General features: G+C 43.2%; 28 protein-coding genes. 17 read left to right on the top strand and 11 right to left on the bottom strand.

The features are described from left to right. The first annotated feature begins 95 nt into the window (after positions 1–95). Positions 96–668: a dihydrofolate reductase family protein gene (locus BMX95_RS22935; protein ID WP_081202102.1), complete on the top strand. Its 573-nt coding sequence runs from the start codon at positions 96–98 to the stop codon at positions 666–668. Positions 669–729: 61 nt separating this feature from the next. Here BMX95_RS22935 and BMX95_RS22930 read toward each other — a convergent pair whose 3' ends face one another. The 3 genes from BMX95_RS22930 to BMX95_RS22920 all read right to left on the bottom strand — a co-directional run bounded on the left by BMX95_RS22930 (position 730) and on the right by BMX95_RS22920 (position 2,640). Beyond that, positions 730–1,092, bottom strand: coding sequence for a SnoaL-like domain-containing protein (locus tag BMX95_RS22930; RefSeq protein WP_081202100.1), 363 nt, complete (start codon positions 1,090–1,092; stop codon positions 730–732). A gap of 34 nt (positions 1,093–1,126) precedes the next feature. Continuing rightward, positions 1,127–1,978 (bottom strand): sigma-70 family RNA polymerase sigma factor, encoded by an 852-nt coding sequence (locus tag BMX95_RS22925; protein ID WP_242673176.1) that lies wholly within the window; start codon positions 1,976–1,978, stop codon positions 1,127–1,129. A gap of 200 nt (positions 1,979–2,178) precedes the next feature. Then, the gene (locus tag BMX95_RS22920) at positions 2,179–2,640 is read right to left on the bottom strand and encodes a carboxymuconolactone decarboxylase family protein (RefSeq protein WP_081202096.1); all 462 of its coding nucleotides are present in this window, start codon (positions 2,638–2,640) and stop codon (positions 2,179–2,181) included. A gap of 238 nt (positions 2,641–2,878) precedes the next feature. Here BMX95_RS22920 and BMX95_RS22910 point away from each other — a divergent pair, with 238 nt between their 5' ends. From BMX95_RS22910 to BMX95_RS22855, 12 genes are all read left to right on the top strand, one after another. Continuing rightward, positions 2,879–3,229, top strand: coding sequence for an NADH-quinone oxidoreductase subunit A (locus tag BMX95_RS22910; protein ID WP_081202092.1), 351 nt, complete (start codon positions 2,879–2,881; stop codon positions 3,227–3,229). A 61-nt stretch (positions 3,230–3,290) separates the two neighbouring features. Next, positions 3,291–3,857 (top strand): NADH-quinone oxidoreductase subunit B, encoded by a 567-nt coding sequence (locus tag BMX95_RS22905; protein WP_081202090.1) that lies wholly within the window; start codon positions 3,291–3,293, stop codon positions 3,855–3,857. After that, positions 3,854–4,324 (top strand): NADH-quinone oxidoreductase subunit C, encoded by a 471-nt coding sequence (locus BMX95_RS22900; protein ID WP_081202088.1) that lies wholly within the window; start codon positions 3,854–3,856, stop codon positions 4,322–4,324. Before BMX95_RS22905 ends, BMX95_RS22900 begins: the two co-directional genes overlap by 4 nt. Before the next feature lie 2 nt (positions 4,325–4,326). Beyond that, on the top strand, positions 4,327–5,499 hold the full coding sequence (locus tag BMX95_RS22895) for an NADH-quinone oxidoreductase subunit D (RefSeq protein WP_207631640.1): 1,173 nt from the start codon (positions 4,327–4,329) through the stop codon (positions 5,497–5,499). Positions 5,500–5,571: 72 nt separating this feature from the next. Next, positions 5,572–6,648 carry an NADH-quinone oxidoreductase subunit NuoH gene (gene nuoH / locus BMX95_RS22890; protein ID WP_081202086.1) on the top strand — a complete coding sequence of 359 codons (1,077 nt, stop codon included), beginning with the start codon at positions 5,572–5,574 and terminating at the stop codon, positions 6,646–6,648. Further along, on the top strand, positions 6,636–7,115 hold the full coding sequence (locus BMX95_RS22885; RefSeq protein WP_081202084.1) for a 4Fe-4S binding protein: 480 nt from the start codon (positions 6,636–6,638) through the stop codon (positions 7,113–7,115). The genes nuoH and BMX95_RS22885 overlap by 13 nt, the downstream gene beginning before the upstream one ends. 6 nt (positions 7,116–7,121) lie before the next feature. Next, positions 7,122–7,730: an NADH-quinone oxidoreductase subunit J family protein gene (locus BMX95_RS22880; RefSeq protein WP_081202082.1), complete on the top strand. Its 609-nt coding sequence runs from the start codon at positions 7,122–7,124 to the stop codon at positions 7,728–7,730. Next, complete coding sequence (gene nuoK / locus BMX95_RS22875) at positions 7,727–8,041, top strand: NADH-quinone oxidoreductase subunit NuoK (protein WP_081202080.1); 315 nt, start codon at positions 7,727–7,729, stop codon at positions 8,039–8,041. The genes BMX95_RS22880 and nuoK overlap by 4 nt, the downstream gene beginning before the upstream one ends. 3 nt (positions 8,042–8,044) lie before the next feature. Continuing rightward, positions 8,045–9,949: an NADH-quinone oxidoreductase subunit L gene (nuoL, locus tag BMX95_RS22870; RefSeq protein ID WP_081202078.1), complete on the top strand. Its 1,905-nt coding sequence runs from the start codon at positions 8,045–8,047 to the stop codon at positions 9,947–9,949. Between the two features lie 95 nt (positions 9,950–10,044). Next, a complete protein-coding gene (locus BMX95_RS22865) occupies positions 10,045–11,505 on the top strand; it encodes a complex I subunit 4 family protein (protein ID WP_081202076.1) in 1,461 nt (486 codons plus the stop codon). Between the two features lie 6 nt (positions 11,506–11,511). Then, positions 11,512–12,921 carry an NADH-quinone oxidoreductase subunit N gene (locus BMX95_RS22860; protein WP_081202074.1) on the top strand — a complete coding sequence of 470 codons (1,410 nt, stop codon included), beginning with the start codon at positions 11,512–11,514 and terminating at the stop codon, positions 12,919–12,921. A gap of 9 nt (positions 12,922–12,930) precedes the next feature. Further along, positions 12,931–13,317, top strand: coding sequence for a hypothetical protein (locus BMX95_RS22855; RefSeq protein ID WP_081202072.1), 387 nt, complete (start codon positions 12,931–12,933; stop codon positions 13,315–13,317). A gap of 46 nt (positions 13,318–13,363) precedes the next feature. Here the strand turns inward: BMX95_RS22855 and BMX95_RS22850 are convergent, their stop codons facing one another. The 4 genes from BMX95_RS22850 to BMX95_RS22835 all read right to left on the bottom strand — a co-directional run bounded on the left by BMX95_RS22850 (position 13,364) and on the right by BMX95_RS22835 (position 18,727). After that, positions 13,364–14,947: a DUF6770 family protein gene (locus BMX95_RS22850; protein ID WP_081202070.1), complete on the bottom strand. Its 1,584-nt coding sequence runs from the start codon at positions 14,945–14,947 to the stop codon at positions 13,364–13,366. Positions 14,948–14,983: 36 nt separating this feature from the next. Continuing rightward, positions 14,984–16,435: a M48 family metalloprotease gene (locus tag BMX95_RS22845; RefSeq protein WP_081202068.1), complete on the bottom strand. Its 1,452-nt coding sequence runs from the start codon at positions 16,433–16,435 to the stop codon at positions 14,984–14,986. A gap of 157 nt (positions 16,436–16,592) precedes the next feature. Further along, complete coding sequence (locus BMX95_RS22840; protein WP_081202066.1) at positions 16,593–17,042, bottom strand: hypothetical protein; 450 nt, start codon at positions 17,040–17,042, stop codon at positions 16,593–16,595. A 215-nt stretch (positions 17,043–17,257) separates the two neighbouring features. Further along, positions 17,258–18,727, bottom strand: coding sequence for an aminotransferase-like domain-containing protein (locus BMX95_RS22835; protein WP_081202064.1), 1,470 nt, complete (start codon positions 18,725–18,727; stop codon positions 17,258–17,260). A gap of 260 nt (positions 18,728–18,987) precedes the next feature. Here BMX95_RS22835 and BMX95_RS22830 point away from each other — a divergent pair, with 260 nt between their 5' ends. From BMX95_RS22830 to BMX95_RS22820, 3 genes are all read left to right on the top strand, one after another. Then, positions 18,988–20,046 carry a sensor histidine kinase gene (locus BMX95_RS22830; RefSeq protein ID WP_081202062.1) on the top strand — a complete coding sequence of 353 codons (1,059 nt, stop codon included), beginning with the start codon at positions 18,988–18,990 and terminating at the stop codon, positions 20,044–20,046. Next, on the top strand, positions 20,033–20,710 hold the full coding sequence (locus tag BMX95_RS22825; protein ID WP_081202060.1) for a LytR/AlgR family response regulator transcription factor: 678 nt from the start codon (positions 20,033–20,035) through the stop codon (positions 20,708–20,710). The genes BMX95_RS22830 and BMX95_RS22825 overlap by 14 nt, the downstream gene beginning before the upstream one ends. Positions 20,711–20,909: 199 nt before the next feature. After that, positions 20,910–21,407, top strand: coding sequence for a hypothetical protein (locus BMX95_RS22820; protein WP_081202058.1), 498 nt, complete (start codon positions 20,910–20,912; stop codon positions 21,405–21,407). A gap of 10 nt (positions 21,408–21,417) precedes the next feature. Here the strand turns inward: BMX95_RS22820 and BMX95_RS22815 are convergent, their stop codons facing one another. The 4 genes from BMX95_RS22815 to BMX95_RS22800 form a co-directional block, all read right to left on the bottom strand. Beyond that, positions 21,418–22,233 carry a universal stress protein gene (locus tag BMX95_RS22815; RefSeq protein ID WP_081202056.1) on the bottom strand — a complete coding sequence of 272 codons (816 nt, stop codon included), beginning with the start codon at positions 22,231–22,233 and terminating at the stop codon, positions 21,418–21,420. Positions 22,234–22,265: 32 nt separating this feature from the next. Further along, positions 22,266–22,475 carry a hypothetical protein gene (locus tag BMX95_RS22810; protein WP_090519577.1) on the bottom strand — a complete coding sequence of 70 codons (210 nt, stop codon included), beginning with the start codon at positions 22,473–22,475 and terminating at the stop codon, positions 22,266–22,268. A 71-nt stretch (positions 22,476–22,546) separates the two neighbouring features. Further along, a complete protein-coding gene (locus BMX95_RS22805) occupies positions 22,547–23,929 on the bottom strand; it encodes a sensor histidine kinase (protein ID WP_081202054.1) in 1,383 nt (460 codons plus the stop codon). Then, positions 23,929–24,624 carry a response regulator transcription factor gene (locus BMX95_RS22800; protein WP_081202052.1) on the bottom strand — a complete coding sequence of 232 codons (696 nt, stop codon included), beginning with the start codon at positions 24,622–24,624 and terminating at the stop codon, positions 23,929–23,931. Before BMX95_RS22800 ends, BMX95_RS22805 begins: the two co-directional genes overlap by 1 nt. Positions 24,625–24,818: 194 nt before the next feature. Here BMX95_RS22800 and BMX95_RS22795 point away from each other — a divergent pair, with 194 nt between their 5' ends. After that, positions 24,819–26,462, top strand: coding sequence for a tetratricopeptide repeat protein (locus BMX95_RS22795; RefSeq protein ID WP_133053971.1), 1,644 nt, complete (start codon positions 24,819–24,821; stop codon positions 26,460–26,462). Positions 26,463–26,975 lie beyond the last annotated feature (513 nt).

The raw sequence follows: 26,975 nt of genomic DNA, 5'->3' as shown, positions 1-26,975 counted from the left end.
AGTCGCGAACAACCCGTGAGGAAGTCATTTTCACACGCCATCAAATGCGGCAACCGTTGGTACTTTTGTAGTAACAATACCATAATCAGTGCGATATGCGAAAAGTAATTGTATCTATAAATGTGACGCTGGACGGCTTTATGGCCGGCCCTGATTGCGGGTTGGACTGGCATTTCAAAAGCTGGAACGAGGAAATGGCGCGGGCAACGGCCGAGCAACTGAGCAAGGCAGATACTATTTTATTGGGCGGCATAACTTACAGAGGCATGGCGCAATACTGGAATTCGAACCCTGTGAACCTGATACGTCCGCGTGAAGACCTCGACTTTGCCTCTATGTTGAACAGTTACCCCAAAGTGGTTTTCTCGAAAAGCATGACCACCGTCAGTTGGAACAATGCCCGGTTGGCTAAAAGGGAAATTGAAGAGGAGGTAATGGAATTAAAACGCCGCGATGGAAAAGATATGATCGTGTATGGAAGCGGGAAAATAGTAACCACCTTAACCAAACTTGGACTGGTTGATGAATTCCGCATGTGGGTGCATCCGGTGGTGATTGGATGTGGTAAACCGGTGTTTAAAGAGCTGGCCGATATGCTTGACCTGCATTTAATAAAAACAGAAATATTCAGTTCAGGTGTGGTGATCCTAAGCTATACGATTAAATAAAAAAACTGCCAGGTGAACCACCCTTTAAGGACGGCCCATCTGGCAGGTTCGTTGTACTTTTCTACATAAAGAACTGCTCTACTTCGATCTTACCATCCTTATTAACCGTGTAGGTGCAAAGCTCCGTCATGTCCCAGTGCTGTTTGTCCTTCATCGTAACATCCATGTGCATGGTGCAGGCAAATGAATTGGTGGCAACCATGGGTTCGCTCACTTCCATTTTGTTCACGGACTGAACCATGCTCTCCCATTTTTTTCCTTTCTCAATAATAGCATCGAGACCCTTTGTTTCCTTTTCGAAAGCAGCTGATGCTTGCGGTTCAATGCTTGTACAATCTTTTGCAAATAATTCTTTTTGCGCTGTTTCAAACTGACCCTGACGGCACAGTTCTACCAGGCGATTGGCAATCTGATTCGTAGTCATGGCGATTTAATTTACTATGAAGCTACTTAAAAAATCATTCCACCCCACGGCCAATTGCGGGCAATTTCGCGGGATCGAGCACATTACCGATCTGGAAAATTTTATTGGTTTCCGGTTCAATCCCAAACACCTGGCATGATTTCAAAACATCTCCCTGATAAAAAAGCAAAGCGGGCTGGTGATTGAATTCACCTGCTTCAATGGTCCAGTCTGCACCGTATTTATGAAATACAAATACAAGCAGATCGGCCACTTCCTGGTTGCCGGTGCAATGTTTTGCAAACACTTTAACTACAGTACCACCATCAGCGTAGTAGGCTATATCTTCTGTTAGTATATTTTCCAATGCTTTTACATCCCTGCTTCTGATGGCCTGCATGTACTTCTCTAATACGGCCGGCGTTACGCCTTCATTTTTCTGCACAGTAACCGGTGCATGTACCTGATCTATCTTTTGTTTGGCACGACTGAGCAGTTTCCGGGAATGTTCAACCGAAATAGAAAGTGTTTTCGATATTTCTTCATGCGAATAGGCAAAGGCTTCTTTTAAAATAAAAACAGCCCGTTCCCTGGCGTTTAACTTTTCCAGTAGTATCAGCAGCGAATACGAAACAATTTCATTCAGGTTGATGTTTGTGTCAGCTCCCTCTGTGTCTACCGGTTCAGGCAGCCAGGCATCGCCCAGTTGCAGTTTCTTTCGCTGGTTTTTGATATTGATCGATTGGTTAATAACGCTGCGGATGAGGTAATTTTTCGGATCTGCTATTTCTTCTTTGTCCGCAGCCAAAAACTTATACAATACATCCTGAATGGCGTCCTTTGCGTCTTCTGCTGTTCCTAGTATATTATACGCATAAGGGAACAGCATGTGCTGATAATCTTGCAAGAGTAATTTTTTAAGGGCTGACCTGTAAGGTCCGCCTTCGTGTCTTAAAATGTCGGGCTGTTTATGCGGTCCTGACAGGTCAGACTTATTTTACATTGACCTGTCAGAGCCTGCCCCGCCATGCGGGGTTCGATTAAACTTTTTATAATTCAAGACCCCGATGACGAACCTTACAGGTCAGCCCCTGATGTGTTATTAGATTAATTAAACATTCCTGGTTTATAACCACCGGGGATAGTTCTGAAGGCAACATTGATCCGGTTCCAGCTATTGATTGAGATAACTGCCATGGTAAGATCGGCAATTTGTGCCTTGTCAAAATGCTTGCTCAGTTCATTGAATACTTCATCACTAACATCTGTTTGAGGTATTTTAGTAACTTCTTCTGTATAAGCGAGCGCAGCTCTTTCTGCAGCAGTATAATAAGGAGTTTCTCTCCACGCAGACAATGAATACAGGCGTTGTTCTGTTTCACCTAACGCGATTGCGTCTTTCCAGTGCATATCCAGGCAATAAGCGCAGCCATTGATTTGTGAAGCCCGGGTTTTGATCAGCTCCATTAACTTATGGTCGAGTCCTGATTGTTTGAGGTACATCCCAATTTTGAATAAGCCATCCATTAAACCTTTGTTTCCGTCTGTAAATGCAATTCTTTGTTCCATTTTTATATTATTTACTGTTTAAAATTCGTGGTTCGGTAATAAAACAAAGTAGCGTACCGAAACGTGACAGGTTTGGCGGGATTTTTTTTAAATTATTGTGGGTAATTGAAAGTGAATGGCTTAAGGGGGCCGTTAAATCAGTTCCAAAATGTTGGAATTAAAATAAAAATGCTAAATTTAGAATCAGCAGCCGATTTGCATCACCTGTTTCGACGTATCGGGATTTCAAATTCGCCATATGGGACCTATCGCGCTCCTTATATTAACTATAGCTGCCATTCTGTTTTCTGCCGGCGGCATACTCGTATCAAAATTTTTGGTAAGGGGATCTGTGAATGCACAAAAGGGCCAACCCTATGAATGTGGCATACCTGCTGAAGGCTCACCCTGGAATCAGTTTAATGTTGGTTATTATTTGTTCGCCCTGTTGTTCCTGATCTTTGATGTAGAACTGATCTTCGTTTATCCCTGGGCCGTTGTTGTAAAAAAAGTTGGATGGATGGCGCTTGTTGAGATCGCCATTTTCTTTTTCATATTATTTACCGGGTTTTTGTACGCACACAAGAAAGGCGCATTAAAATGGATGTAGGCCCCCTCTAACTCCTCCGCCGGCTGGCGGAGAGGACAAGTAAGGCAAGAAAGCTATCAGTATGGAAACTAACTTAAACAAAGTAATAGAAACCGCATCCCAGGGAAATTCACCGTTTCCCGGACAGACGCATGACCTGCCCGGAGGCGGCATCCTGATCAGTTCGTTTAATGACATCATAAACTGGGCGCGTTCCAATTCTTTATGGCCGCTCACTTTTGCCACCAGTTGTTGTGGTATTGAAATGATGTCGGTGGCTTCTTCGAAATACGATTTTTCCCGCTTTGGTTTTGAAGTGGCGCGGGCTACACCCCGCCAGGCCGATGTGATCATCATCGCCGGTACCATCGTTAACAAAATGGCGCCTGTACTTAAACGCCTGTACGATCAAATGGCCGATCCCAAATATGTAATTGCCATGGGCGCCTGCGCTATCAGCGGCGGCCCGTTCTTCTATAATACCTATTCTGTAGTAAAAGGTGCCGATCACGTGATACCGGTTGATGTATACATTCCCGGTTGTCCGCCCCGGCCCGAAGCTTTGTTGCATGCATTGATCACCCTGCAACAAAAAATAAAAAGCGGATTAACACGCGAACAGATCAGGGCAGAAAAACCACAGTCATGACCAACGGGGAAATAAAACAACATATTGTAACCGTTCGACCAAATGGGGTGTTTGATGAAACCGGTGAATGGTTACAGGTACAGGTTGATATAAGTGAGTGGAAAACCTTTGCTCAATGGTTGCGCAATGATGCGCTGCAAATGGATTTTTTGTTTTGCCTTACCGGCATCGACTGGTCGGCAACAGCAACAGGTAAAACTTTACTCACCATGGTGTATCATTTCACATCTACCGTTTTCAGACACACACTCGTGGTAAAAGTAAAATTAGACCGGAACAATCCCGAAATAGAAACGGTGTCGGATATCTGGCGCACCGCAGAATTTCATGAACGCGAAGTGTTTGATCTGTTTGGGGTGAAATTTCTGCATCACCCCGATCTGCGCCGGTTGGTTCTGACCGATGATTTTGAAGGCTACCCTTTGCGGAAAGATTTTGAAGATCCTATAAATATGATCAAATTATAATCTTGTATAGAGAAACTAAGATATTAAATGTTGATAGCAAAGTTTCCCCCATTGGGGGAGATTTAGAGGGGGCTGTGGGGGCTGATGAGGGCGAACTGGTAATCAATGTGGGGCCACAGCATCCGGCAACGCATGGGGTGTTGCATTTGGTGATCACGTTACAGGGTGAAACCATTCAGAAAGTAGAGCCGCATTTAGGGTACATCCATCGCAGTATTGAGAAGATGTGTGAAAGCCTCAGCTACCGGCAATTTATATATGTAACCAGCCGCATGGATTATTTATCAGCGCATATTAACAACCATGGCTGTGCACTGTGTGTAGAGAAAGGATTGCAACTGGAAATACCACCCCGGGCCCAGGTGATCAGGGTATTGATGGATGAACTGACCCGCATTGCTTCGCATGAATTATGGTGGGGCGCTATGGCCATGGACCTCGGCGCATTCACGCCGTTTTTTTATGCCTTTCGCGAACGTGAAACCATCAATGATATAATGGAAGAAACATGCGGGGCCCGCCTCACCATGAATTATATGGTACCCGGTGGCGTGATGTATGATATCCATCCCAATTTTCAAAAACGGGTAAAAGACTTTATCCAGCTTTTCAACAACAAGATCGATGAGTATGATGACCTGGTAACCAATAATATTATTTTTCAGAACCGGACGAAAGGCGTGGGTATTTTGTCGGCAGCAGATGCCATTTCGTATGGATGTACAGGTCCGGTGGCACGGGGTAGTGGAGTGACGTGTGATATAAGGAAATTGTATCCGTATGAAGTATATGATAAAGTGGCCTTTGATGAGATCATTGAAACCGCAGGCGATAGTTATGCGCGTTACCTGGTGCGGATAAAAGAATTGAGGCAATCGGTGCGCATCATTGAGCAACTGATCGATAATATTCCCGATGGTGATTTTCAGGCAAAAACAAAAGCCGTGTTGAAATTACCCAGGGGTGAGTTTTATTCAAGGATAGAAACGGCCCGTGGGGAGTTTGGGGTATATATAGTGAGTGAAGGTGGCACTACACCCTATCGCATAAAGTTCAGGTCACCGGGTTTTTCGAATTTGTCGGCCCTGGATCACATGAGCCGGGGGAGTAAGATTGGTGACTTAATGGCTATTATGGGGACGTTAGATTTAGTGATCCCTGATATTGACAGGTGATGCCGGAAGTAAGAAGTAGGATGTAAGAAGTAAGAAATATGGCTTACATCAGTTTCTTAATAATCTATAAGTATGTTCAGTTTAGAAAATATAACTGATTCAAGTCAAAAATGGTTGTACGCTACGTTCAATTCCACCATCGCATTGGTACTCCAATGTGTTATAGTTATGTTGCTGGTGATCAGTTTGTTTGCTGTGCTGGGATTGGTGTTGGTGTTAATGGAACGGAAAGTAGCGGCCCGTATGCAAATACGTTTGGGGCCAAACCGCGTGGGACCTAAGGGCATGTTACAAACTGCTGCCGATACGTTGAAGCTGATGATGAAGGAGGGATTAACGCCCGATGGGGCTGATAAGTTCCTGTTTAACCTGGCACCCTTTGTGGTGATGATCGCTGGCATGCTTATTATGGCACCCATTGCATTTGCCAAAGGATTTCAGATCTGGGATATAAATATAGGTGTGCTGTATGTGTCAGCTGTTTCTTCTGTTTCGGTTATTGGAATTTTAATGGCCGGATGGGCCAGCAATAATAAATATTCGCTGCTGGGCGCTATGCGCAGCGGTGCCCAGATAGTCAGTTATGAATTGTCAGCAGGTTTCTCTATCGTTTCTATAGTGGTGCTGGCCGGTAGCTTACAAATGTCGGATATAATTGCCTCGCAACAAACAGGGTGGTGGTTATTTCGCGGGCATATTCCCGCCATCATCGCCTTTGTGATCTTCATCATTGCAGTAACGGCAGAAACCAACCGCGCACCGTTTGACCTGGCTGAAGCAGAATCGGAGTTGACGGCCGGTTTTCATACGGAATACTCCGGAATGAAGTTCGCGCTGTTCTTTCTGGCTGAATACATCAACATCTTTATTGTTTGTGCTATTGGTGCCACCTTGTTCCTGGGTGGCTGGATGCCTTTACACGTTGGGCATTGGAAGGGGTTTAATCATGTTATGGACTATATCCCCTCCTCGTTGTGGTTCCTGGGAAAAACATTTTTCCTGATCTTTTTGATCATGTGGTTCCGGTGGACGTTTCCCCGCCTGCGGGTTGATCAATTGCTGAGCCTGGAATGGAAATACCTGTTGCCGATTAGTATGTTCAACCTGTTATTAATAACATTAATTGCAATAATGGGATGGCATTTTTAAAACAATACATATCAGAAATATATCAGGCAGTGTCGTCGCTGCTGAAAGGGATGAAAACAACGGGCAGCTATTTTGTGCGGCCAAAAGAGATCATTACCCAGCAGTATCCCGATAACCGGGCAGATATGAAAATCCCCGAACGTTTCAGAGGGGAAGTGGTGATGACGCACGATGAGAACAACGAACACGCATGCACAGGCTGCACGGCTTGTGAACTGGCTTGTCCGAACGCTACCATCAAGATCGTTACCAAATTCGATACCACACCTGAAGGTAAAAAGAAAAAAGCACTGGACACTTTTGTGTATCACCTGGAGCTGTGCACTATGTGTAATTTATGTGTGGAGGCTTGTCCAACCAGCGCTATAAAAATGGCGCAGACGTTTGAACACAGTGTGTATGACCGCAGCCAGTTGTTGAAAAAATTAAATAAACCGGGATCAAAATTGCGGGCAGGCGTAGAATAACATTATATGAATGCATCACAGATCATATTCTATTTGATCTCAGCCTTTGTGCTGGGGACAGCAGTATTGGCGGTAACCACCCGGAAGATCTTCCGTTCTGCCATCTGGTTGCTGTTTAGCCTGGTGGGCGTGGCCGGTCTGTATTTCTGGATGCAGGTGGAATTTGTAGCGGCTGTGCAGATCATTGTATATGTAGGCGGAGTAGTGGTGCTGATCATCTTTTCTATTTTTCTTACCCATCATTCCGGTAGTGAGCTGCCAAAAACGCCGTTGAAGCAAACCATTTTCTCCATGCTGGCGGTATTATTGGGTTTTGCTTTCTCTTATAACCTTATTGCGAAGCATGGATTTCCAACAACGTCCGATAAACCGTTTGTGGTGCCGGTGTCTGCCATTGGCGAACAAATGCTCGATACCAAACAACATGGGTTTGTATTGCCGTTTGAAGTAGTGAGTATGTTGTTGCTGGCAGCCATGATCGGTTGTATTGTAATTGCCATGCGATCGATGCCCAAAGGAAAGACGATACAAAAACAGGCTTCACCAATTAATGGTAACGGAAAGACGCAAGACCTGCCTGTACCAACAAAAACCATGGAGGAAGAGACAACATGAACAGCATTCCTTTAACACATATCCTGTTTGTGAGCACGGCCTTGTTTTTTATTGGCATGTATGGCTTGTTTACCAGGCGCAACCTGATCACGATGCTTATGTCCATAGAGTTGATCCTGAATAGCGTGAACATCAATTTTGTAGCCTTTAATAAATACATGTACCCCGATAAACTCAATGGTGTCTTCTTTTCCCTGTTTATTATAACCGTTGCCGCTGCCGAAGCCGCGGTGGCTATTGCGATCATTATTAATTTATATAGGAGTCACCGGTCCATAGATGTAGAGGATACTACCGAAATGAAATACTAAAATATGGAGTACGCATCATACATAGCGTTGATCCCATTGCTGCCACTGGCAGGATTTGTAGTACTGGGTTTATTTGGACAAAAGCACTTTAGCAGGACGGCGGGTATAGTGGGAACACTCATTTTACTGGTGGCTACGGTACTGGCTTGTTATACGGCCTATCAATACTTCTTTGTAACAGGGAAAGTGAATGGTGTTTATCAAACTATCGAGCCGATAAAACTTACCTGGTTACCCTTTTCACCGGGTATGTCAATCGATATGGGCATACTGCTCGATCCTGCTTCGGTGATGATGCTGGTGGTGGTGACATTTATTTCCCTGATGGTGCATGTGTTTAGTTTGGGCTATATGAAAGGGGAGGAGCGGTTTGCAGTTTATTATGCCTTTCTAAGTTTGTTTACTTTTTCCATGCTGGGTTTGGTGTTATCTACTAATATATTCCAGCTCTATATTTTCTGGGAACTGGTGGGCGTATCGTCTTTCCTGTTGATCGGTTTTTATTATGACAGACCGGCCGCAGTAGCCGCAGCCAAAAAAGCATTTATTGTTACGCGTTTTGCCGATCTGGGTTTTTTGATTGGCATACTGATCCTCGCTTTCTATAGTGGTACGCTTGATTTTGGAGCATTGATCCAACGGTTGACAGCTACGCATTCGACGCAATTGGCGCAAATTACCGGCACTACATTCCTGGGAGTATCTCTGTTAAGCTGGGCCTTGGCACTGGTGTTTATTGGCGGGGCCGGTAAATCGGCCATGTTTCCGCTGCACATCTGGTTGCCCGATGCCATGGAAGGGCCTACCCCCGTATCGGCATTGATCCACGCGGCCACCATGGTGGTAGCGGGCGTATACCTGGTAGCCCGGTTATACCCGGTGTATTTGATTGATGGAACGATATTACAATTGATAACCTGGATAGGAGCACTCTCTGCTTTGCTGGCTGGGCTCATTGCCTGCACACAAACGGATATAAAAAGAGTACTCGCATATTCAACCATTTCACAGATCGGGTATATGTTATTTGCCCTGGGGTTAACCGGGTACACGGCATCTCTTTTTCATTTGTTTACGCATGCCTTCTTCAAATCCTTGTTATTCCTCGGGGTGGGATCCGTGATCCATTTTGTTCATACCAATGAAATGGGCAATATGGGTGGGTTGCGAAAGGAAATGCCTTTGACACATGGTACATTTCTGATTGCCTGTTTTGCCATAGCCGGTGTACCGCCATTTGCCGGGTTCTATAGTAAAGAAGAAATATTGATGACTGCCTGGGAGCATAATAAATTGATTTATTACGGGGCGCTGGTCACTTCGGGTATCACTGCCTTTTATATGTTCCGGTTGTACTTCCGTATTTTCTGGAATAAAACAAGGGTGCCCGATCATCATCACCATAGTGAAGGTACCTGGAATATGAAGTTACCTCTGGTCTTATTGGCCCTGGCGGCAGTTGGCGTTGGTTTTATTCCTTTCGCCCGGTATGTAGCAATTGATGGAGAAAAGGAAATTTCCATTCCGTTGAGTTTTTCCCTGGCTCCGGTGCTCCTGGCCCTTGCCGGCATTGCCGGGGCGTATGGACTTTATTATAAAGAGAACGAACGGCCACAAAAGCTGGAGAGAGCTTTGGGCGGGCTCTATAAAACCGTAAAGCAGAAATTCTATTTTGATGAGCTCTACCTGTTCGTCACTAAAAAGATCATTTTTAATGGCATTGCCAAACCAGCTGCCTGGATAGATAAACATGTTGTGGATGGTACTATGAACGGATTGGGTTGGATAACCACCCGCTTTTCAATTAGTATAAGAACGTTGCAATCGGGCAGAATCCAAGGTTACCTGATATACTTTTTGGGAGGAATAGTAGCATTGGCTGCAATGTGTATTTATTTGTGGAAGTAAGAGGTCCCGGTTACCAGTTCCCGGTTGCCGGAAATCCTGGAACCCTGGAACCTGGTAACAGCAAATTAAGAAACGTAAAACGCTAAGTATTACAAATGCCACTTTCAATACTAATTATATTGCCACTTCTTACTGCCATTGCGTTATTGCTTTGTAATGGATTAAAGCCGGTACGGCTGGTAGCGTTGAGCGGGTCGGTGATACAATTGATTGTTGCAGCTGGCGTGTTATTTGCCTACTGGCAGCAACGGGCTGCGGGTAATACTGCTGCTATGTTATTGGAAGAAGATCATGTTTGGTTTACGCCGCTGAATATTCATTACCATATTGGTGTGGATGGCATCTCCATCGCCATGATATTATTGACCGCATTTGTAACCGTAGCGGGCATATTGGTTTCCTGGTCAATGGAAAAGCTAAATAAGGAATTTTTCTTTCTGCTGGTGCTGTTAAGCCTGGGCGCTTATGGGTTTTTCATTTCACTCGATCTGTTTACGTTGTTCTTTTTCCTGGAGGTGGCCGTTATACCCAAGTTCCTGTTGATAGGCATTTGGGGCAGTGGTAGAAAAGAGTACAGTGCCATGAAACTGGCCCTGATGTTAATGGGGGGCAGCGCCCTTGTTTTTGTTGGACTGGCAGGTATTTATTTTAATACCCAAACGGCAGGCGGCACCCATACGTTTGACCTGTTACAAATTGCTCAATTGCCTATTCCCGGGGAAGTACAGAAGATCTTCTTTCCTTTTGCATTTATTGGCTTTGGCATTTTCACGGCTTTGTTTCCCTTTCATACCTGGGTGCCCGATGGGCACTCATCAGCCCCTACGGCTGCCTCCATGTTCCTGGCTGGTATTTCCATGAAACTCGGCGGTTATGGTTGTTTGCGGATAGCTTTATTGATGCCTGATGCTGCTCAATATTATTCATGGATCATTATACTGTTGGCAACCATTGCCATCATCTATGGTGCTTTCGCTACCATGATGCAAACCGATCTGAAATACATCAATGCCTATTCTTCCGTTAGTCATTGTGGGTTTGTGTTGCTGGGTATAGGTATGTTCACCAAAACAGCCATCATGGGCGCGGTGATGCAAATGGTGTCGCATGGATTAATGACGGCCCTTTTCTTTGCCGCTATTGGCATGTTGTACAACAGAACCCATACGCGACAGGTAGCGCAACTGGGCGGGTTATTAAAAGTGATGCCCTTTATTGCTACGGTTTTTGTTATTGCCGGTTTGTGTTCATTAGGCCTGCCAGGGCTGAGTGGATTTGCAGCTGAAGTAACCGTTTTTATGGGCGCCTGGGAAAAGGCTGATACGCTATATAGAGTAGCTACCATTCTGGCTTGTGTTTCTATTGTGGTAACTGCTGTATACATTTTAAGAGCCATGGGCAAAGTGATTATGGGGCCTTTGCAGGTAGAAGGCGGGACCGCCATTGCCTTAACCGATGCAGGCTGGAATGAAAAAGTAGCTGCAGGCCTGTTGATCATAGGCATTGTGGCTATTGGTATGGCGCCTTTTTGGTTAACTGCATTGATCAATCAATAAATAATTATGTCAACCGACTTCTTTATACTTATGAAACAGGAATTGATCATTACAGTGATCATCTTTATCCTGTTATTGCTGAAGATTGGGACCGATCTGAGCAACGAAACTTTCATGAATTTAACAAACGGGTTGCTGTTGTTGAACCTGGTGGCCGGGTTTGTGGGCAATCGCTCAGGCATGTTGTTCGATGACATGTTTTTTACAAATCCATTGATCGTACTGGAGAAAAATATCCTGAGCCTTGGTACTTTGATCGTTTCATTGCAATCGGCCGACTGGTTAAAAAAGCATGAGCATGTACCCGAGTTTTATGTGTTATTGTTGTGCACCCTGCTGGGCATGTTCTTTATGATATCGGCCGGTAATCTTTTACTGTTTTATGTGGGGTTGGAATTGTCTGGCATTCCCGTGGCAGCCCTGGCAAACTTTGATCTGGCAAAGAAGAAATCGTCAGAAGCTGCCATGAAGTTTATCATTTCATCGGCATTCGCATCGGGGTTATTATTGTTTGGGATCTCGCTGGTATATGGCGCCACTGGAACCTTAACGTTTAGTGAATTGGCTACCCATATAAACGCAGCACCCTTATTGATCTTTGCCTTTGTATTATTACTGGCCGGCTTTGGCTTTAAGATCTCTGTGGTACCCTTTCATTTGTGGACGGCCGATGTATACGAAGGCGCTCCGGTAGCTGTTACCTCCTGGTTGTCGGTTATTTCAAAGGGATCGGTCTTGTTTGTATTTGTTTCCGTTTTATATACCGTGTTCAAACCGCTGGCTTCCACCTGGTATAATATGTTGTTTGTATTATCGGTGCTCACCATTTTAACCGGCAACCTGTTTGCGATGCGGCAGAACAATTTGAAACGATTTTTAGCTTTTTCTTCCATTGCCCAGATCGGTTTTATTCTGGTAGGGATAACCGGCAGTTCGCAGCTGGCCTCTGCTTCGGTAGTGTATTTTGTGCTGGTGTATGTTTTCAGTAACCTGGCCGCTTTTGGGGTGGTGGCCCTGGTAAGCGCGGTAACGGGCCGCGAGCAGGTGAGTGATTACAAAGGATTCTATAAAACCAATCCGGTGTTATCGTGGGTGCTTACTATTGCTTTGTTTTCTTTGGCAGGTGTACCCCCAACTGCAGGTTTCTTTGGGAAGTTCTTTCTGTTGTTATCGGGCGCTGAGAAAGGTAATTACCTGTTGATCACCATTGCGGCATTGAACATGATCCTTTCGTTTTATTATTATCTGCGCATTGTGAAAGCGATCTTTATGGATACCAACGAACAACCCATAGAGCGCTTACACATACCAGTCTATCCGAGGCTGGCCATGATCATTTGTGTAACAGGTATCATTGTAACCGGTTTGGCAGGTTATGTATATGATTATATTCATTCATTAAGTATTGGATTGTAAACTTCGGGTATGGCTATTAATAAAAATCATGAGTTTGAAGACCTGAATGGCGTTAAATGCGCCATAGTGGAGAAGAACGCTTCCCAGCAACGGGTTGATTTTTTAAGACCATTACTGGAATTTAATAAATATACGGTGATAGTAGTGGCCTCGCCGCCACCAAAAGCTGCAGTACCGGCAGCAACTGCTGCTGTTACTACGGAAGCGGCTGATGAACTTCCTCCTCCGCCACCTGCTTCTTTTACTATTGGAGTAACGGATGTTACTTTCAACCCTACCAATGCCATCTTTGGCCGGTTATTGAAAACACCAGGCGGGCAGGTTGTAACGCTGGCTTACTGGCAACAAAAGGAATCAGTAAGCAGAGATGCTATACCTTACTTTGCTAAAAAATAAAAATCCCTCCCGACTGGCCGGAAGGGACTTTCTTAATCAATATCTATTAATATATAGCTTCAACAGAATAGGTCGTCCAGCCGTAGCCCGATCTGGAAACCAGCATATGACCATCTTTGGCAGGATGAACATCAGTATAGACCGCAGAATAAAGATCGCCATTGCTATGTGCGTATTTACGGACTAATTTGTTTTGAGTAGCATTGTATATAAAGATTTCATCGTAATCATCTACTACTATATAATTTGTTTTGCTATCGAAGTCGGTTGAGAAAAATATTCGCTTCCTGTCTACAATGTTATATGGGCTGTCACCTTTTAATTTTGGACCTTTGTTGCTTTCCAGAAAATCGATTGATAGACCTGATTTGGCATTTTGTTTTAATACAACAGTTTCATTTACTCTTGCTGTAACGTATCCATTGGCGGCTATAAGTAAGGGGATAAAAATTGTTGGGGCGAGTATTACTGTACTTATAGTTGAACCTGTTTTTAACTTTCTGGTAAATGTTGAACCTGTAAAGACAGTATTGCCTTCGAAATCTTTATAAGCATTTGTCAAAATGAGAAAACTTTTCTTTTCGGGAATACGGCTTTTCCGCGTAATAAATGACTGCGAGCCATCGCCCCAATATGAAAAAGATGCCTGTATATCAGTTTTAGCCGGACCATTTATGTTAACAGTAAAAACACCGCAATAAGGCCCTCGTGCCAGTTCTTTAGGGGTAGTAATACTATTGCCCTTCCGGGAATCGATGATATACCCGGCCAGGTAGGGCTTGCCGGTAACCGGGTCATTATCCATTGCAAGAACTTTTAGTGATTTGCCCTCTTTATCTTTTAATACATATTTGGGAAAACTGGAGGAATCGGCTGCCCCGTATCCAAGTAATTCGTACCCCCCTTCCTTATAGCTCACTTTCTTTTTCAACAATAAAAAAGCATTCTTTTGTGAGGTATAGAGGGAAAATGACTCCACATCTTGTTCTTTTACTGGTTTTTGCCATAATACAGAGCCCCTCGTATTCAGCGTTACCAGGTTGTTTTTTTTATCGTCGCCATAAAAGCAGGCGAAGCCCATACCAGAAACATTTTTGATCTGTACAGGAAATTTCCATTTAGCGGTGCCAATTGCTTTTGCATAGCTTGTTTGTGAATTGCAGGTGTGTTCTAACTCTAATGGAAAATTCTTTGTATTGATGGTTTTTCCACTGAGATTTAAGAACTGTAACTGAACTGCCGTTTTAGCACCTGGTATTGCCGCTTTACATTCTTTTGTACTTTTAAACTCGATACCAATAAAATTTGATTTCATATAGCCAACACAAAGAATACTATCATTAAATGAAACCTCTTTTAAATAGAGCTTTTGGTCTTTGAAATGAATAACGCCCATTTCATCCATGTTCTCATCCATGATGGCCAGCTTGTAATTGAATGAATCGGCGCTAATTTTCTCCAATTGGGTAAATACTACAAAACCCATTATTGATCCATCCTGCCTGATCTCTTCCACGTCGGAGGAAATATCTTTGGCTATTTCTTTTAAGGCTTTTGTTTGTGCTTTAGTTTGCGCCTGAACGGTGTATATGCTAAATAAGGAAAGAAATATTATAAGTGATTGTTTCATGTGTGTAATGGATTTAAAAAGGGTAGATGATTAGGGTTATTTGTTGAAGCTGTTCGCATATTCACAATACAGGCTGGTTGAGTTTTGCTTAGTAAACTCTGCAGCTGTTTTCTTGGTTGGGGCAGAATTATAGGGATCCAATGCGAGGGCATAACTCACCTTTTTAAATCCGTTTTCCGCGGGTGACATACTTTTCCAGAAAGAAGCCTCCTGCAATACTTTGCAATATTTGTCCAGTTGTTCACGCGGCATTTGTTCCAACATGGTTTGCATGGCAAAATAATCGCGGGAAATATATTCTTTTTGTTTCACGCCAATGGCTTTAAAGCGATGGAACATATTATCGAAGAAGCAGATCCTGTTAATTACATTTGTAACCATAAAGTCGTACCATTCGTCGGTATTTCCTTTGTCCTTTTCCAAAAATATGCGGTACAAACAGGCAGTCTGGTTCCAGGCGCCATTGTTATACATATTCCAGATGATCATCTTGGTGGCATTATTATGGATCTGGGGTGGAATTGCAGTAAGGGTTGCTTTATCTGACTGGCTACGGGTTTTATTATACCTTTCAATACATTCAGGATGGGTTTTTAACGAATCTTCATTGCTTGTAGAATCGCTAAAATCATAGGTCTTTGTTGATAATCCCTTTGAGCGGTTCTTTGTCCAGCTGTCTTCGAAAGGAAGGTTATAGGCGGTAAAATAATTTTTAACCGGCTGCTTTAAAGGTGTGTGATAGATGTTATCAGAACTGTCTAACCGAAGAAAAAAATCGGCATTAAAAGCAATATTACTTTTCTTCAAAAGCAGAATGGCCATTGAATCGGCATCACTTTCATGATAGCGCTGGTGTTTGCTTCTGTTGAACGAATAATTTTCCAGTACTTTTCTGATCCGCGACAATCGCTCATATTTTGAATCGAGCGCCGTTGTCAGGGATTCTTTGTATTCTTTCGAGGTCAGCCATTCTGCCCGTTGCTTCATGGCATTGTCTGGATGGTTAAGGATGTTGTGCGATAATTCATGCGCAATGGCCAGCGCCAGCTCTTCCCGCGATTGGGAGAAGGCTACCAGCCCCAGGTTGACTGCTATAATGTTATTGCCTATGGCATATGCATTCACCGACGGGCTTCTGTCGATAAACAACAATGGTTTAACCGGGATCATTGCTTTGTTAGCCTGTACTATTTGTGTAATAATACCTTCCACATAGCTGTGTACTTCTTTATCGTGCAGGAAATCATCGTCTTTGATGGCATCTGTGATAAATTTGGTCCTGTCGTTCCAGATCTCACCGTATTTTTTCTGGGTTTCCTTTTCCTTATACAGGCTGGGGCAGGCCCATGCTTTTGTCAGGGAGTCTTTCTGTTTTTGATAATACAAATGGGAAAGGTCCTGGAAGCGATACAATGACTGGGTTTGGGAAATTGCCGGCAATGAAATAGCGGCAAGTAAAGCAGTTATTAAGGGTTTTAAGCGGGGCATGGTGCGTTTTTACGATTCTTGTGTTGCGAGAAATTACTGGTTAAACGAAAAATATATTATGATTATTACTAACGATTAAGCAAAAAGGCAGAGAAGCCTGAAAGTTTCCTTTCAAACCCTTCTGCCTTTCTCAGTTAAAAACTGATTTCCTGGCTTCTTATTGCACTTTTTTATATTTTTCTTCGGTGGTCAGGTTCCCGTCATTGTCAGATTTAACGGTTATCCAGCTTTTTGCATCTTCCAGCTTGATAAAATATTCAAGTCTGGAACCGCCAGTTTCCGTCATAATGGAAACTTCTATCACGCCAAAGATGTTTTTGTTAGGGTAAGCTTCTTTTACTTTAGAACGGATCACAAAAGGCAAATTCTGCTCAAAGTAGTACCGGGTGAATTCGGTTACTTTACCATCCTTCAGGTATACAACGCGCGAACGGATACCATCGGTTACAAAGTTAACCACCCAGGCTTTGGGCATTTCATACCAATGAACATGTTCTGCTTTTGGAAAACTGGCAGAGAACACCTTAACAAGATCCTCTTCAGGATCACGGGCAAATAAACTAAAACTGAGAAGCAGGGTTGAGAAAATGATGATGAACTTTTTCATGGCTTATACTTTTTAAAACTTAATGAATCGGTCGTAAAGGTAAAAGGTATTCGGACTATTCAGGTGTCCGGTTTTTATATTGCAGGTAGTCCGGTTTAATGGGGCAACAACAAATTATTTTTGTGTTATCCCACTAGATAAACTTGAATACAAAGTTGATACAAACGCTCAACAGGAAATTGTATAAATCGGCACAAAACGAAGGATGGTAAATATTATTTTGAGTGGATGGTTTTAACCAACAGATCAACGGCCTGTTCGGCTTCTTCTTCATTCATCCAGCCAAAACCCATACGGGTTGCGTTCATTGATATAGAAGAAGTATTATGAATTAAACCATTCGAAAGAATGAGTCCTTGCGGTCTTAATTTTTCGCTGAGGGGAGGTAGTGGTACGGATTTATGGAATTTTGCCCAGATGGCCAGTCCGCCATCAGGTATTTTAAAATCAACAACGTCTGACAATGAATTCTTCAGCAAGCCACATAACAGGTCCCGGCGTTTATGATAGGCCAGCACCGCTTTTTTCATGTGGCGTTTAATATGGCCTTCTTCAAACATTTCAATCAATGCTAACTCCATAATAGGGTCGCCCTGGCAATCTACCAGCTGCCGTACGCGCGCCAGTTCTGTAATGAGGTTTTGAGGCGCTACTATGTAACCGGTACGAATCGCGGGCGCCACGGTTTTACTAAGCGTACCTATGTACACAACCATTCCTTTGGTGTCTGCACTAACCAACGGTAGTAAGGGGCTGCTTAAATAATGGAAGTCATAGTCGTAATCATCTTCAATGATAATAAAGCCATATTTCTCGGCCAGTGACAATAACTTAATCCGGCGTGCAGCCGACAAGGTTACGGTAGTTGGATAGTGGTGATGCGAGGTAATGAACAGGGCCTTTATCTTTTTACGACGGCAGATTTTTTCTATAGCGTCTACATCGATGCCATATTCGTCTACTTTCACCCGCGCCAGTTTCATGCCGGCCATCAGAAAGGTATGATCGGCATAATAATAGTTGGTATCGCCAACAACGATGGTGTCTCCTTTTGAAAATAAAACGAGCGAGAGCAGGTACAGCGCCATCTGGCTGCCCCTTGTTACCAGGATGTTCTCAAATGTTGTTTGCAAACCCCGGCTTGAATTGAGGTAATCAGACAGCACCATTCTGAATTTTTCTACACCTGCTGTTTCCACGTACGACATGAACTTTAAATAAGTGTGTCTCGATAAAACACTTTTATAAGCCCGGCCCAGTTCGTCTGAAGGAATTAGCCGCATGTCGGGGCCATCATGAAAACCATTGATGTGCCGCAGCGGCGGTACCGGGGTGCGAACAGCATAGTTTACTTTTACGTTGTAACCTGTGGCTGTAGGAAATGAATTGCGTTTTTGATTGTTTGTCAACCGCCGGGCGTTTGTTTCCGGCAGTTCCTTGCTGGTGAATGTTCCTTTTGACGGATGCATTTCAATCCAGCCTTGTGCATCCAGCTCTTCGTATGCCCTTACGATCGTTTTGCGATGTACTTCCAGGATCTCTGCCATCTGGCGGGTACCGGGTAATTTTATCCCGGGGCCAACACGGCCTTTTCTCATTTCCTGTATAACGGAATTGGCTATTTGCAGGTATACTGGTGTATCAGTTTCTTTTTGAAACTGTATGATCGTTTTCCATGGAAGCATAGTGGACTACCTGGTAGGTTTATTTCGAGGGCTAAGATAGTCCATTTTGTTATAGTTGGAAAGCCTGCAGGAAATCCCATGGCATGGTTTTTAGATCAGTGTTTATAAATTTTTACTATGCGAGACTGGCTCAGGGGATTGATCGCAGGATATGCCGCCTGGAAATGGGGTGGGGGATGCCTGGGAACCATCGTTGTTTTTCTGCTGGTTTATTGGTTGTTGCAGGGTTGTTGAGAAAGTTTGCCGACATTTAAGGTACTATGAAGCGACTGCTTTTACATAGTGCCTTCTGGCTGGTATACCTGTTACAGGATACCGTGCTGGAAATTGTTTGGGTAGGGCCCGCCTTACAGAACATTCCGGAAAACGTGCAATTCTGGATGGCATTTAAAGCCGCCATTGCTGCCTGGATACCCAAATTGATACTTACCTATTTTATTCTATATGTTGCCATCCCTGAAATTGTAAAAGGGACCAGAAAGCTGCTCTGGACCGTTTTGCAGGTAGTTGCTGCTATTATAACTACCATTGTATTATACCGCATCATTTTCGTATACTGTATTAACCCGGTTATTTATTCGGGCATGTTGAAAGACAGGCCCCTGTTTCACCTGCTAAGTATCTTGCTGGCGGTTATGGATATTGGGTTTGTGTCTGGCATTGCTATTACCTTAAAATTATTACGTATTCAACTGGCTGCCCGGGAACGGGAGAAAAATCTCATCAGGGAAAAGCTGGAAGCGGAATTGAAGTTCCTGCGTCATCAAACCAATCCGCATTTTTTATTCAATACGTTAAATAATATTTATGCGCTGGCCCGCAAACGCTCTGAACACACGGCGGAAGTAGTAATGCGGTTATCGAAATTGCTGCGTTTTATTTTGTATGAATCAAAAAGTGAACTCATTACGGTTGCCGATGAGCTTAAAATACTGGACGACTACATAGCACTGGAAAAAATGCGGTACGAACGGCTTACCATTCACTTTCAGCGGGATATCGATGACAGTGCCCAACAAATAGCACCGTTGCTGCTGTTGCCTTTTGTTGAAAATGCCTTCAAACATGGGGCCAGTGAAAGCAGGTTCGATTCATTTATCCGCATCCACGTACATTTACAACAGGGACAGCTTACCTTTAAGATAGAGAACACAAAAGAAAATCATACATCAGAGGAGATACGGGATAATATCGGGTTGCGCAATGTTCGCCGGCAACTGGAACTGATGTACCGGGATCACGATCTGCAATTGCAGAACGAACCACAAATATTCTCAGTAAAGTTGTATATAAATTTAACCAGCTATGCACAGGTATAACTGCATCATTGTTGAGGATGAACCCCTGGCGGCGGAAGTGATCATAGATTATATTGAACAGGTGCCTTTTCTGCAATGTAAAGGCATCTGCACCGATGCGTTGTATGCGATGGACCTGTTGCAAAAGGAAACCATTGACCTGATATTCCTCGATATTCACCTGCCTAAATTAAAAGGACTTGATTTTATAAAAGCGCTCAGGCAGCCGCCGCAGATCATCATCACTTCTGCCTACCCCGAATATGCATTGCAGGGATATGAATTGAATGTGGTGGATTACCTGTTAAAACCGATCGAGTTCAGCCGGTTTTTGATGGCCGTTAATAAACTGAAAGAACGGGGGAGTATGGATTCAGATAAAACGGCCCTGTTTTTTAACGTAAGCAAAAAGCGGGTAAAGGTCTATATCGATGAAATCCTTTTTATTGAAAGTTTGAAGGAATACATTCGCATTACTACAAAAGATAAATCCATTCTCACCAAATTCCAGCTGGGCCAAATAGAAGAAATGCTGGCAAAAAACGGTTTTCTCCGGATACATCGTTCTTTTCTGGTGGCAAAAAACAAGATCGATGCATTTTCTGCTACCGATGTGGAAATTAACGGAGAGCAGATACCGATAGGCAGGAGCTATAAGGATGCCGTGATTGCTTTGTTGGGATGAAAAGGAAGGGCAGAAGGCAGAGGGCAGAAAGAATACACTTCAGCGTAGAACCCGGAACTTGAAACTTTGAACTTGAAACTTTGAACTTAAAACTTTAAACTTAAAACTGTTTTCCATAGGTCGCAAGTTGTAGTTGGTTGAATAATCAACTGGACAAGGCAGTATATTCTTACATTCAACCCAAACCAACAACTGTCACATGACTGGTATTCAAACCGTTTCAAATCAACAACCGCATACGTCCAATTCTTTAGGAAAAACAATTGCCTGGATAGGGTTACTGGCAGGCAGTCTGGATATCTTATCTGCTTTTGTGCAGGCTTATCTGGTACGGGGAACCAGTCCGGTGATCGTGTTGCAATATATTGCAAGCGGTGCAGTAGGTAAGGCAGCCTTTACAGGCGGCTGGGTGATGGCGTTATTGGGTCTGTTGTTCCATTTTATTATAGCTTATAGTTTTACCACCTTATTTTTTATAATATATCCGAATATAAAGATCTTCTCCAAAAATATAGCGCTTACAGCCATTATTTATGGTATATTCATTTATATCACTATGAATATGGTAGTGTTGCGTTTTACAAAGATCCCACCTGGTACCTTTCATTTAGATAAAGCACTGATAGCAACCGCCATCCTGATCGTGGCCATCGGGCTGCCGGTTTCCTGGTTCGCCCGGAAATTTTACCGGGAGTGATGGTAAAATGCTAGTTATCGGGCGTTCTGAAAACGCACAGTACTGGTATGCGGGCATGGTTAATGATCCGTTGGGAGAAAGGGCCTATAAAAAACTGTTTGGTGGCCACATCTACCGTGGAGGAAACAACAATAAGGTCTGCTTTGGATTTATCAGCTTTGTCAAGCACTTCTTCCCCAATATTTCTTCCGTGATTGTAGCTTACTTCATACTGAAGAGAATGGTTCCAGGATTTTTTCAGTTCATTGCCTATTTCTGCCACCTGTTTTACATCCTGTTCTTTTCTGTCCGTTGAAATGCCAAACAGCTCGAAGTTGCTGTGTGGGTATATTTTTAAAACCAGGTCGTTGATGAACTGGTATTTTTTTAAAGCGCCGAGGGCAGGCCGTAAAGGAAACAGCACGGTGTTGAAGTCGTGCCAGCGTTTACCTTCCGGTACTATCAGCACCGGGCAGCTGGCATTTTTAATGGTATAATAAGAATTGGACCCAATAAAAAAGTCGCGGTGACCCGAGGCGCCGTAAGCGCCCATAACAATGAGATCTGGTTTTATTTCGAACGCCAATCGTACAATGGTAGGGGCAATAAACCCTTCTTTAAACAACACCGTGGTAGGAATGCCGTGACGTTGTTTGATGTTATCTGCAATGGCATGGCCGATCTGACTGGCATTTTTAATGGTATAGGTATCCTCAGGAAGATATCCTGCCTCGTCAATATGTAATAAAATTAAAGACGCATTATTTCTTTTTGCAATAACAATGGCTGTTTCCAGTGCATTGAACGATGCCTCGCTATAGTCTGTAGGAATAAGAATATTTGTCATTATTGAGGCAGTGTTGTAAAAACAATGAACAATTATTTTTTTCGGGGTATGGCGGCCGTTTTTGTGGTATCGATCAAGCGGGACAGTTCAATAACCACTCCTCTTAATGAATCGTTTTGCAATATCAGTTCCCTGTTCTCCCATTTATAATCAATGGTTTGTTTGAAAAGGAAACTGCTTGCAACTACCAGGATCATAATAAACGCGAGCAGAAATCTGTATACTGATCGTTTTATTTTCATTGCGCCAACTCTTTCGCAGGCAATTTATTACCTGGTAATAAAGGTGCAATTAATTATAAGTTAGAAGTTTATTAGAATTTGGCGGTGGGGACTGTGATCTCAAATTCAGTGCCCTGGCCGGGGGTGGAAGCAACCGTGATATTGCCCTTATGCAGTTTTATAATGCGGTAGGCGAGTGACAGGCCGAGGCCGAATCCGCTTTGGTGAGCGGTATTATTTACACGGTAAAATGGCTGGAAAATGTATTTCAGTTCCGGTTCGGGAATGCCTGTCCCTTTATCCGTAATGGAAATGGTAATGGTTTCCTCTTCTGCCTGCAGCTTTATTATGGCTTTATGGTCATCCGAGTATTTACAGGCATTGGCAACTATGTTTTTGATGGCTGTAGACAACAACTCGGCATTACCAAAGACAATTAATTTCTGTTCTTCAGCCGGCATATCGTTAAACGATAGGATAACCAGGTAGTCAGGATTGCTTTTCTTCATCTCTGCCGGCAATCCCATTAATATTTCATCCATGCGTACGGGCAGGATGTTCAATCCGCCCGCGTCGCCCGAAGCTTGCGCAAACTCAAGCAGGGTTTGGGTGAGTTTGCTCAGGTGACGTACGTCCTGGTAAACCGATTCCATTACTACCCGGTATTGTTGCGCCTCGCGGTTCTTCTGCAGGGATACTTCCAGCTGGCTGCTGATAGCCGTTAAGGGGGTAGACAATTCATGCGAGGCATTGGAAACAAAACGGCGCTGGGTCTCGAAGCTGTCCTGCAACCGGTTCAGCAGCTGGTTAAGGGTTTCCGACAAATAGTGCCATTCATCTCTTACCGTAGAATTGGTGCTGATGCGGCGCGCAAAATTCCGGGCAGAAATTTCATTGATGTCATCGGCTATTTGCTTAATGGGCTGTAATAACCGGTCGGAAAAGAAATACCCGCCAACAAACGCGATGATGATCCCCGCCAGAAAGCTGAACCATAAAATATTCGATAAGGTCCTGATATTGGCTTTTCCATCCTTATCATACGCAGCTGTGATCACCACAATGCGTGTAGTGGCATTGGTATAGTGATAGGCTACCACTTCCTTGTTGCCGATTTTGAAAAAGATGGTGCCTTTTACCCGGGCATCGTCCAGAATGGACGTATCTATTGCCAGGGTATCGGTAGGAGCATCGCTGTAGCTGTATATTTTATTGTTGCGGTAATCGTATGCCTGAAAAGTTTGGTCTTTTAGATTGTTGGAAGTGGAAGAATCAATTTTGCGTATAAGGTTCCGGTCAAACACCTGCGGCTGTTTCAATAACCGGGCAATGGTGATAGCGCGGTTGGTTAACCGCGTTTTAATATTATTGGTGCGTGCAGTATATGAAAAATAGTAAGCAGTTGCGCATACTGTGGCCAGGATCACAAATACAATAAGACAGAATAACAGTGTTATGCGCAGTTTAACGGGCATCAGCGTTCGTTTTCCTTTAAGATATACCCCATGCCAACGTGTGTTTGTATCAGTTTACGTTCGTACGGCTTATCTATTTTATTGCGAAGATAACTTATGTAAACATCAATGATATTGGTATTGGTGTCAAAATCAATATCCCATACATTTACAGCAATGGACGCTCTCGATACAACTTTGTTCTTGTTCCGCAACAGGTATTCCAGTAATTGAAATTCTTTGGCGGTAAGGTTAATGATGTCGTTGCCCCGGCGCACTTCCTTGCTGTCGAGGTTCATACTAAGATCAGCTGCTTTTAATAAATTACCCACCGGCACATTCTGGTTCATGGTACGCTTCAACAATACCCTGATCTTTACCAGCAGTTCCTTGAATTCAAAGGGTTTCACAATGTAATCATCGGTGCCGGCATCATAACCCTCCATCTTATCGTTCAGGGTGCTTAGAGAGGTAAGCATTATGATGGGGATATGCGTGTTGCGGGACCTTATGATCTTGGCCAGTTCGTACCCATTTATGCCCGGCAAATTGATATCCAGGATCACCAGGTTAAAATCATGCATAAAGAATAACCGTTCCCCTATTTTACCGTCATAAGCTACTTCTACATGGTACCCATTTTCTGAAAGGCCCACATTTAGTGTGTCGGCAATCTTTTGTTCGTCTTCAACGACCAGTATTTTCGTTTCTTCCATAACCTATTATAGCTGTGTGCAACGGCACCCAACGTGCAATCTAAGTTACAAATTCAAAAATTATCAATTATTACCGCAGAAAATTGGCAGGAAGGCCGGGTTCTAATCCACTTCTAATTTGGCATTAAGGATAACCTAATTTACCTGAAATAAGTTTGGCAAATAAGTTCAAAAAAGGTCTTAAAGAAATGCTGATGAAAAAAGGATTAATACTGTTACTGGGTGTTATAACCTCACTCGTTGCCGTATCGCAAAACATTCAGGATGCCAAAAAGTACATTTATTATGAACGGAATAAAAGTGCTGAAGATCTGCTGCAACAGATTGTAAAAGCCGAACCCGCCAATGCGGAGGTCTGGTACTTGTTGTCAAAGGCTTATTTAAGTTCAGACAATCCTGCACCGCTCCGGAATATACTTTCCCAGGCTCCTGCTTCACTGAAGAGCGAGCCTTATTTTCAGGTTGCTTATGGCAGTTACCTGTTGAATAATGGGAATAAAGACAGCGCCAAATACTATTTTGACCAGGCACTGGATAAAACCCGGGAAAAAAACGCTGATATTTTATCAGCCATCGCCAATGCTCATATAACTGCCAAAACCGGCGACGCCGGTTATGCTGTGGAGCTTCTCAACAAAGCCGTAAACCGGGAAAAGAAAGATCCGGCCCTTTTTACTATGTTAGGCGATGCCCAGCGCAAACTGGGCAATGGCTCCGATGCGTATAAAACTTACTCTTTAGCGCTTGATAAAGATGGCAGGTATGCAGCAGCCCTGTATCGCATGGGAAAAATATTTGTTTCGCAGAAGAACCCCGAAATGTACCTGAAATATTTTAACCAGGCGCTGGAAGCTGATAGCAGTTATGCACCTGCCGTGTACGAACTGTATTACCACTATTATTTCACCGAGCCGCAAAAGGCAATGGATTATTTTAAACAGTATGTTGCCAAAAGCGATCCCAGTAAAACGAATGACGTCTTGTATACCGACTTGTTGTACCTGAATAAACAATACCAGGACGCCATCGGCAATGCGCAGCAACTGCTTGGACGAAACAACAATGCCGATTCAATGCCCCGCCTGTATAAATTAATGGCCTATAGCTACCTGGGTTTGAAAGATTCTGCCAATGCCATGACCAGCATGAACCGGTATTTTTCAAAAGAAGCAGATACCAATAAGGTGGCAAAAGATTATGAAGTAATGGCGGATCTGTATGCCGGCGTTGAGGGGAAACAGGATTCTGCAATTGCCTATTATCTGAAAACAGTAGAAATGGCAAAAGAGCAGCCCGACAAATTCCATTTTTACAGAAAGCTGTCAGATCTATATAAAGACCAGAAAGATTATTTGAACCAGGCAAAATGGCTGGGCATGTTTTATAAAGACAATCCAAAAGCAAGCAATATCGATCTGTTCAATTGGGGTATTGCCAATTTCAAAGCAGAGGCTTATGATCAGGCCGATACGGTGTTTGGGACTTATATTCAAAAGTATCCCGATCAGGCATTTGGTTATTATTGGCGGGCACGCGTAAATTCATTGAGTGATTCAACCATGGAAAAGGGAGCCGCTATTCCCTGGTATAACCAGTTGATCTCCATGATTGAAACAGACACTACCAATAAAACGAACAAAAAATGGCTGGTAGAAGCTTATGGTTATCTCGCTGCCTATCAAACCAATCAGGTAAAAGATTATAAAGCGGCGACTGAAAATTTGAAAAAGATCTTGGCCATAGAACCGGGAAATAAGGATGCACAACAGTACATCATTGTTCTCGGGAAAAAGATATCTGCTGATAATAACAACAGCACAACAGGAACTACCAAATAAGTTGGGAATGATTGGGTAACTCCTGTTGCAAACGCTCTTTTTCTACAGGTCATAGGTGAGTTGTTTGCCAGTTGGCAGATGGCTCACCATTTTTATTTTAAGAATACACTTGTAGTGTAATTGTTGCTTTACATACAATTTGATTTAGATTATTTTTTCAAGGGCAATTTAAAATAGAACGTTTGCTCAATCGTCATTTGCTATAAGAATTATAGTGCGTATGTAAAATCCTTAATAAAAACACTTAATTTTTTTCGAGTATTAACGTAACAATAATTTTTTGTTTCAATAATTATTTTAAATTTGACTACTCAATTACATTAACCCCTCGTTCCTGTTCCATTTTAAACCTGCTTTTCCTTCAACCAGAGATACATACGTACAGATTCCCCCCCGATCCATACAACATTTATTAGATAATAATTAGCCCCGCCCTAATTCGTATAACCTGGATAGTTAGCTGCAAATGAACTTGTGGCCTTCACCTTATCTGCCCATACATCATCAGATTTA

It is taken from the genome of Niastella yeongjuensis, assembly GCF_900110245.1.
GTDB lineage: Bacteria > Bacteroidota > Bacteroidia > Chitinophagales > Chitinophagaceae > Niastella > Niastella yeongjuensis.
This window is presented reverse-complemented; position numbering and strand designations above follow the sequence as displayed.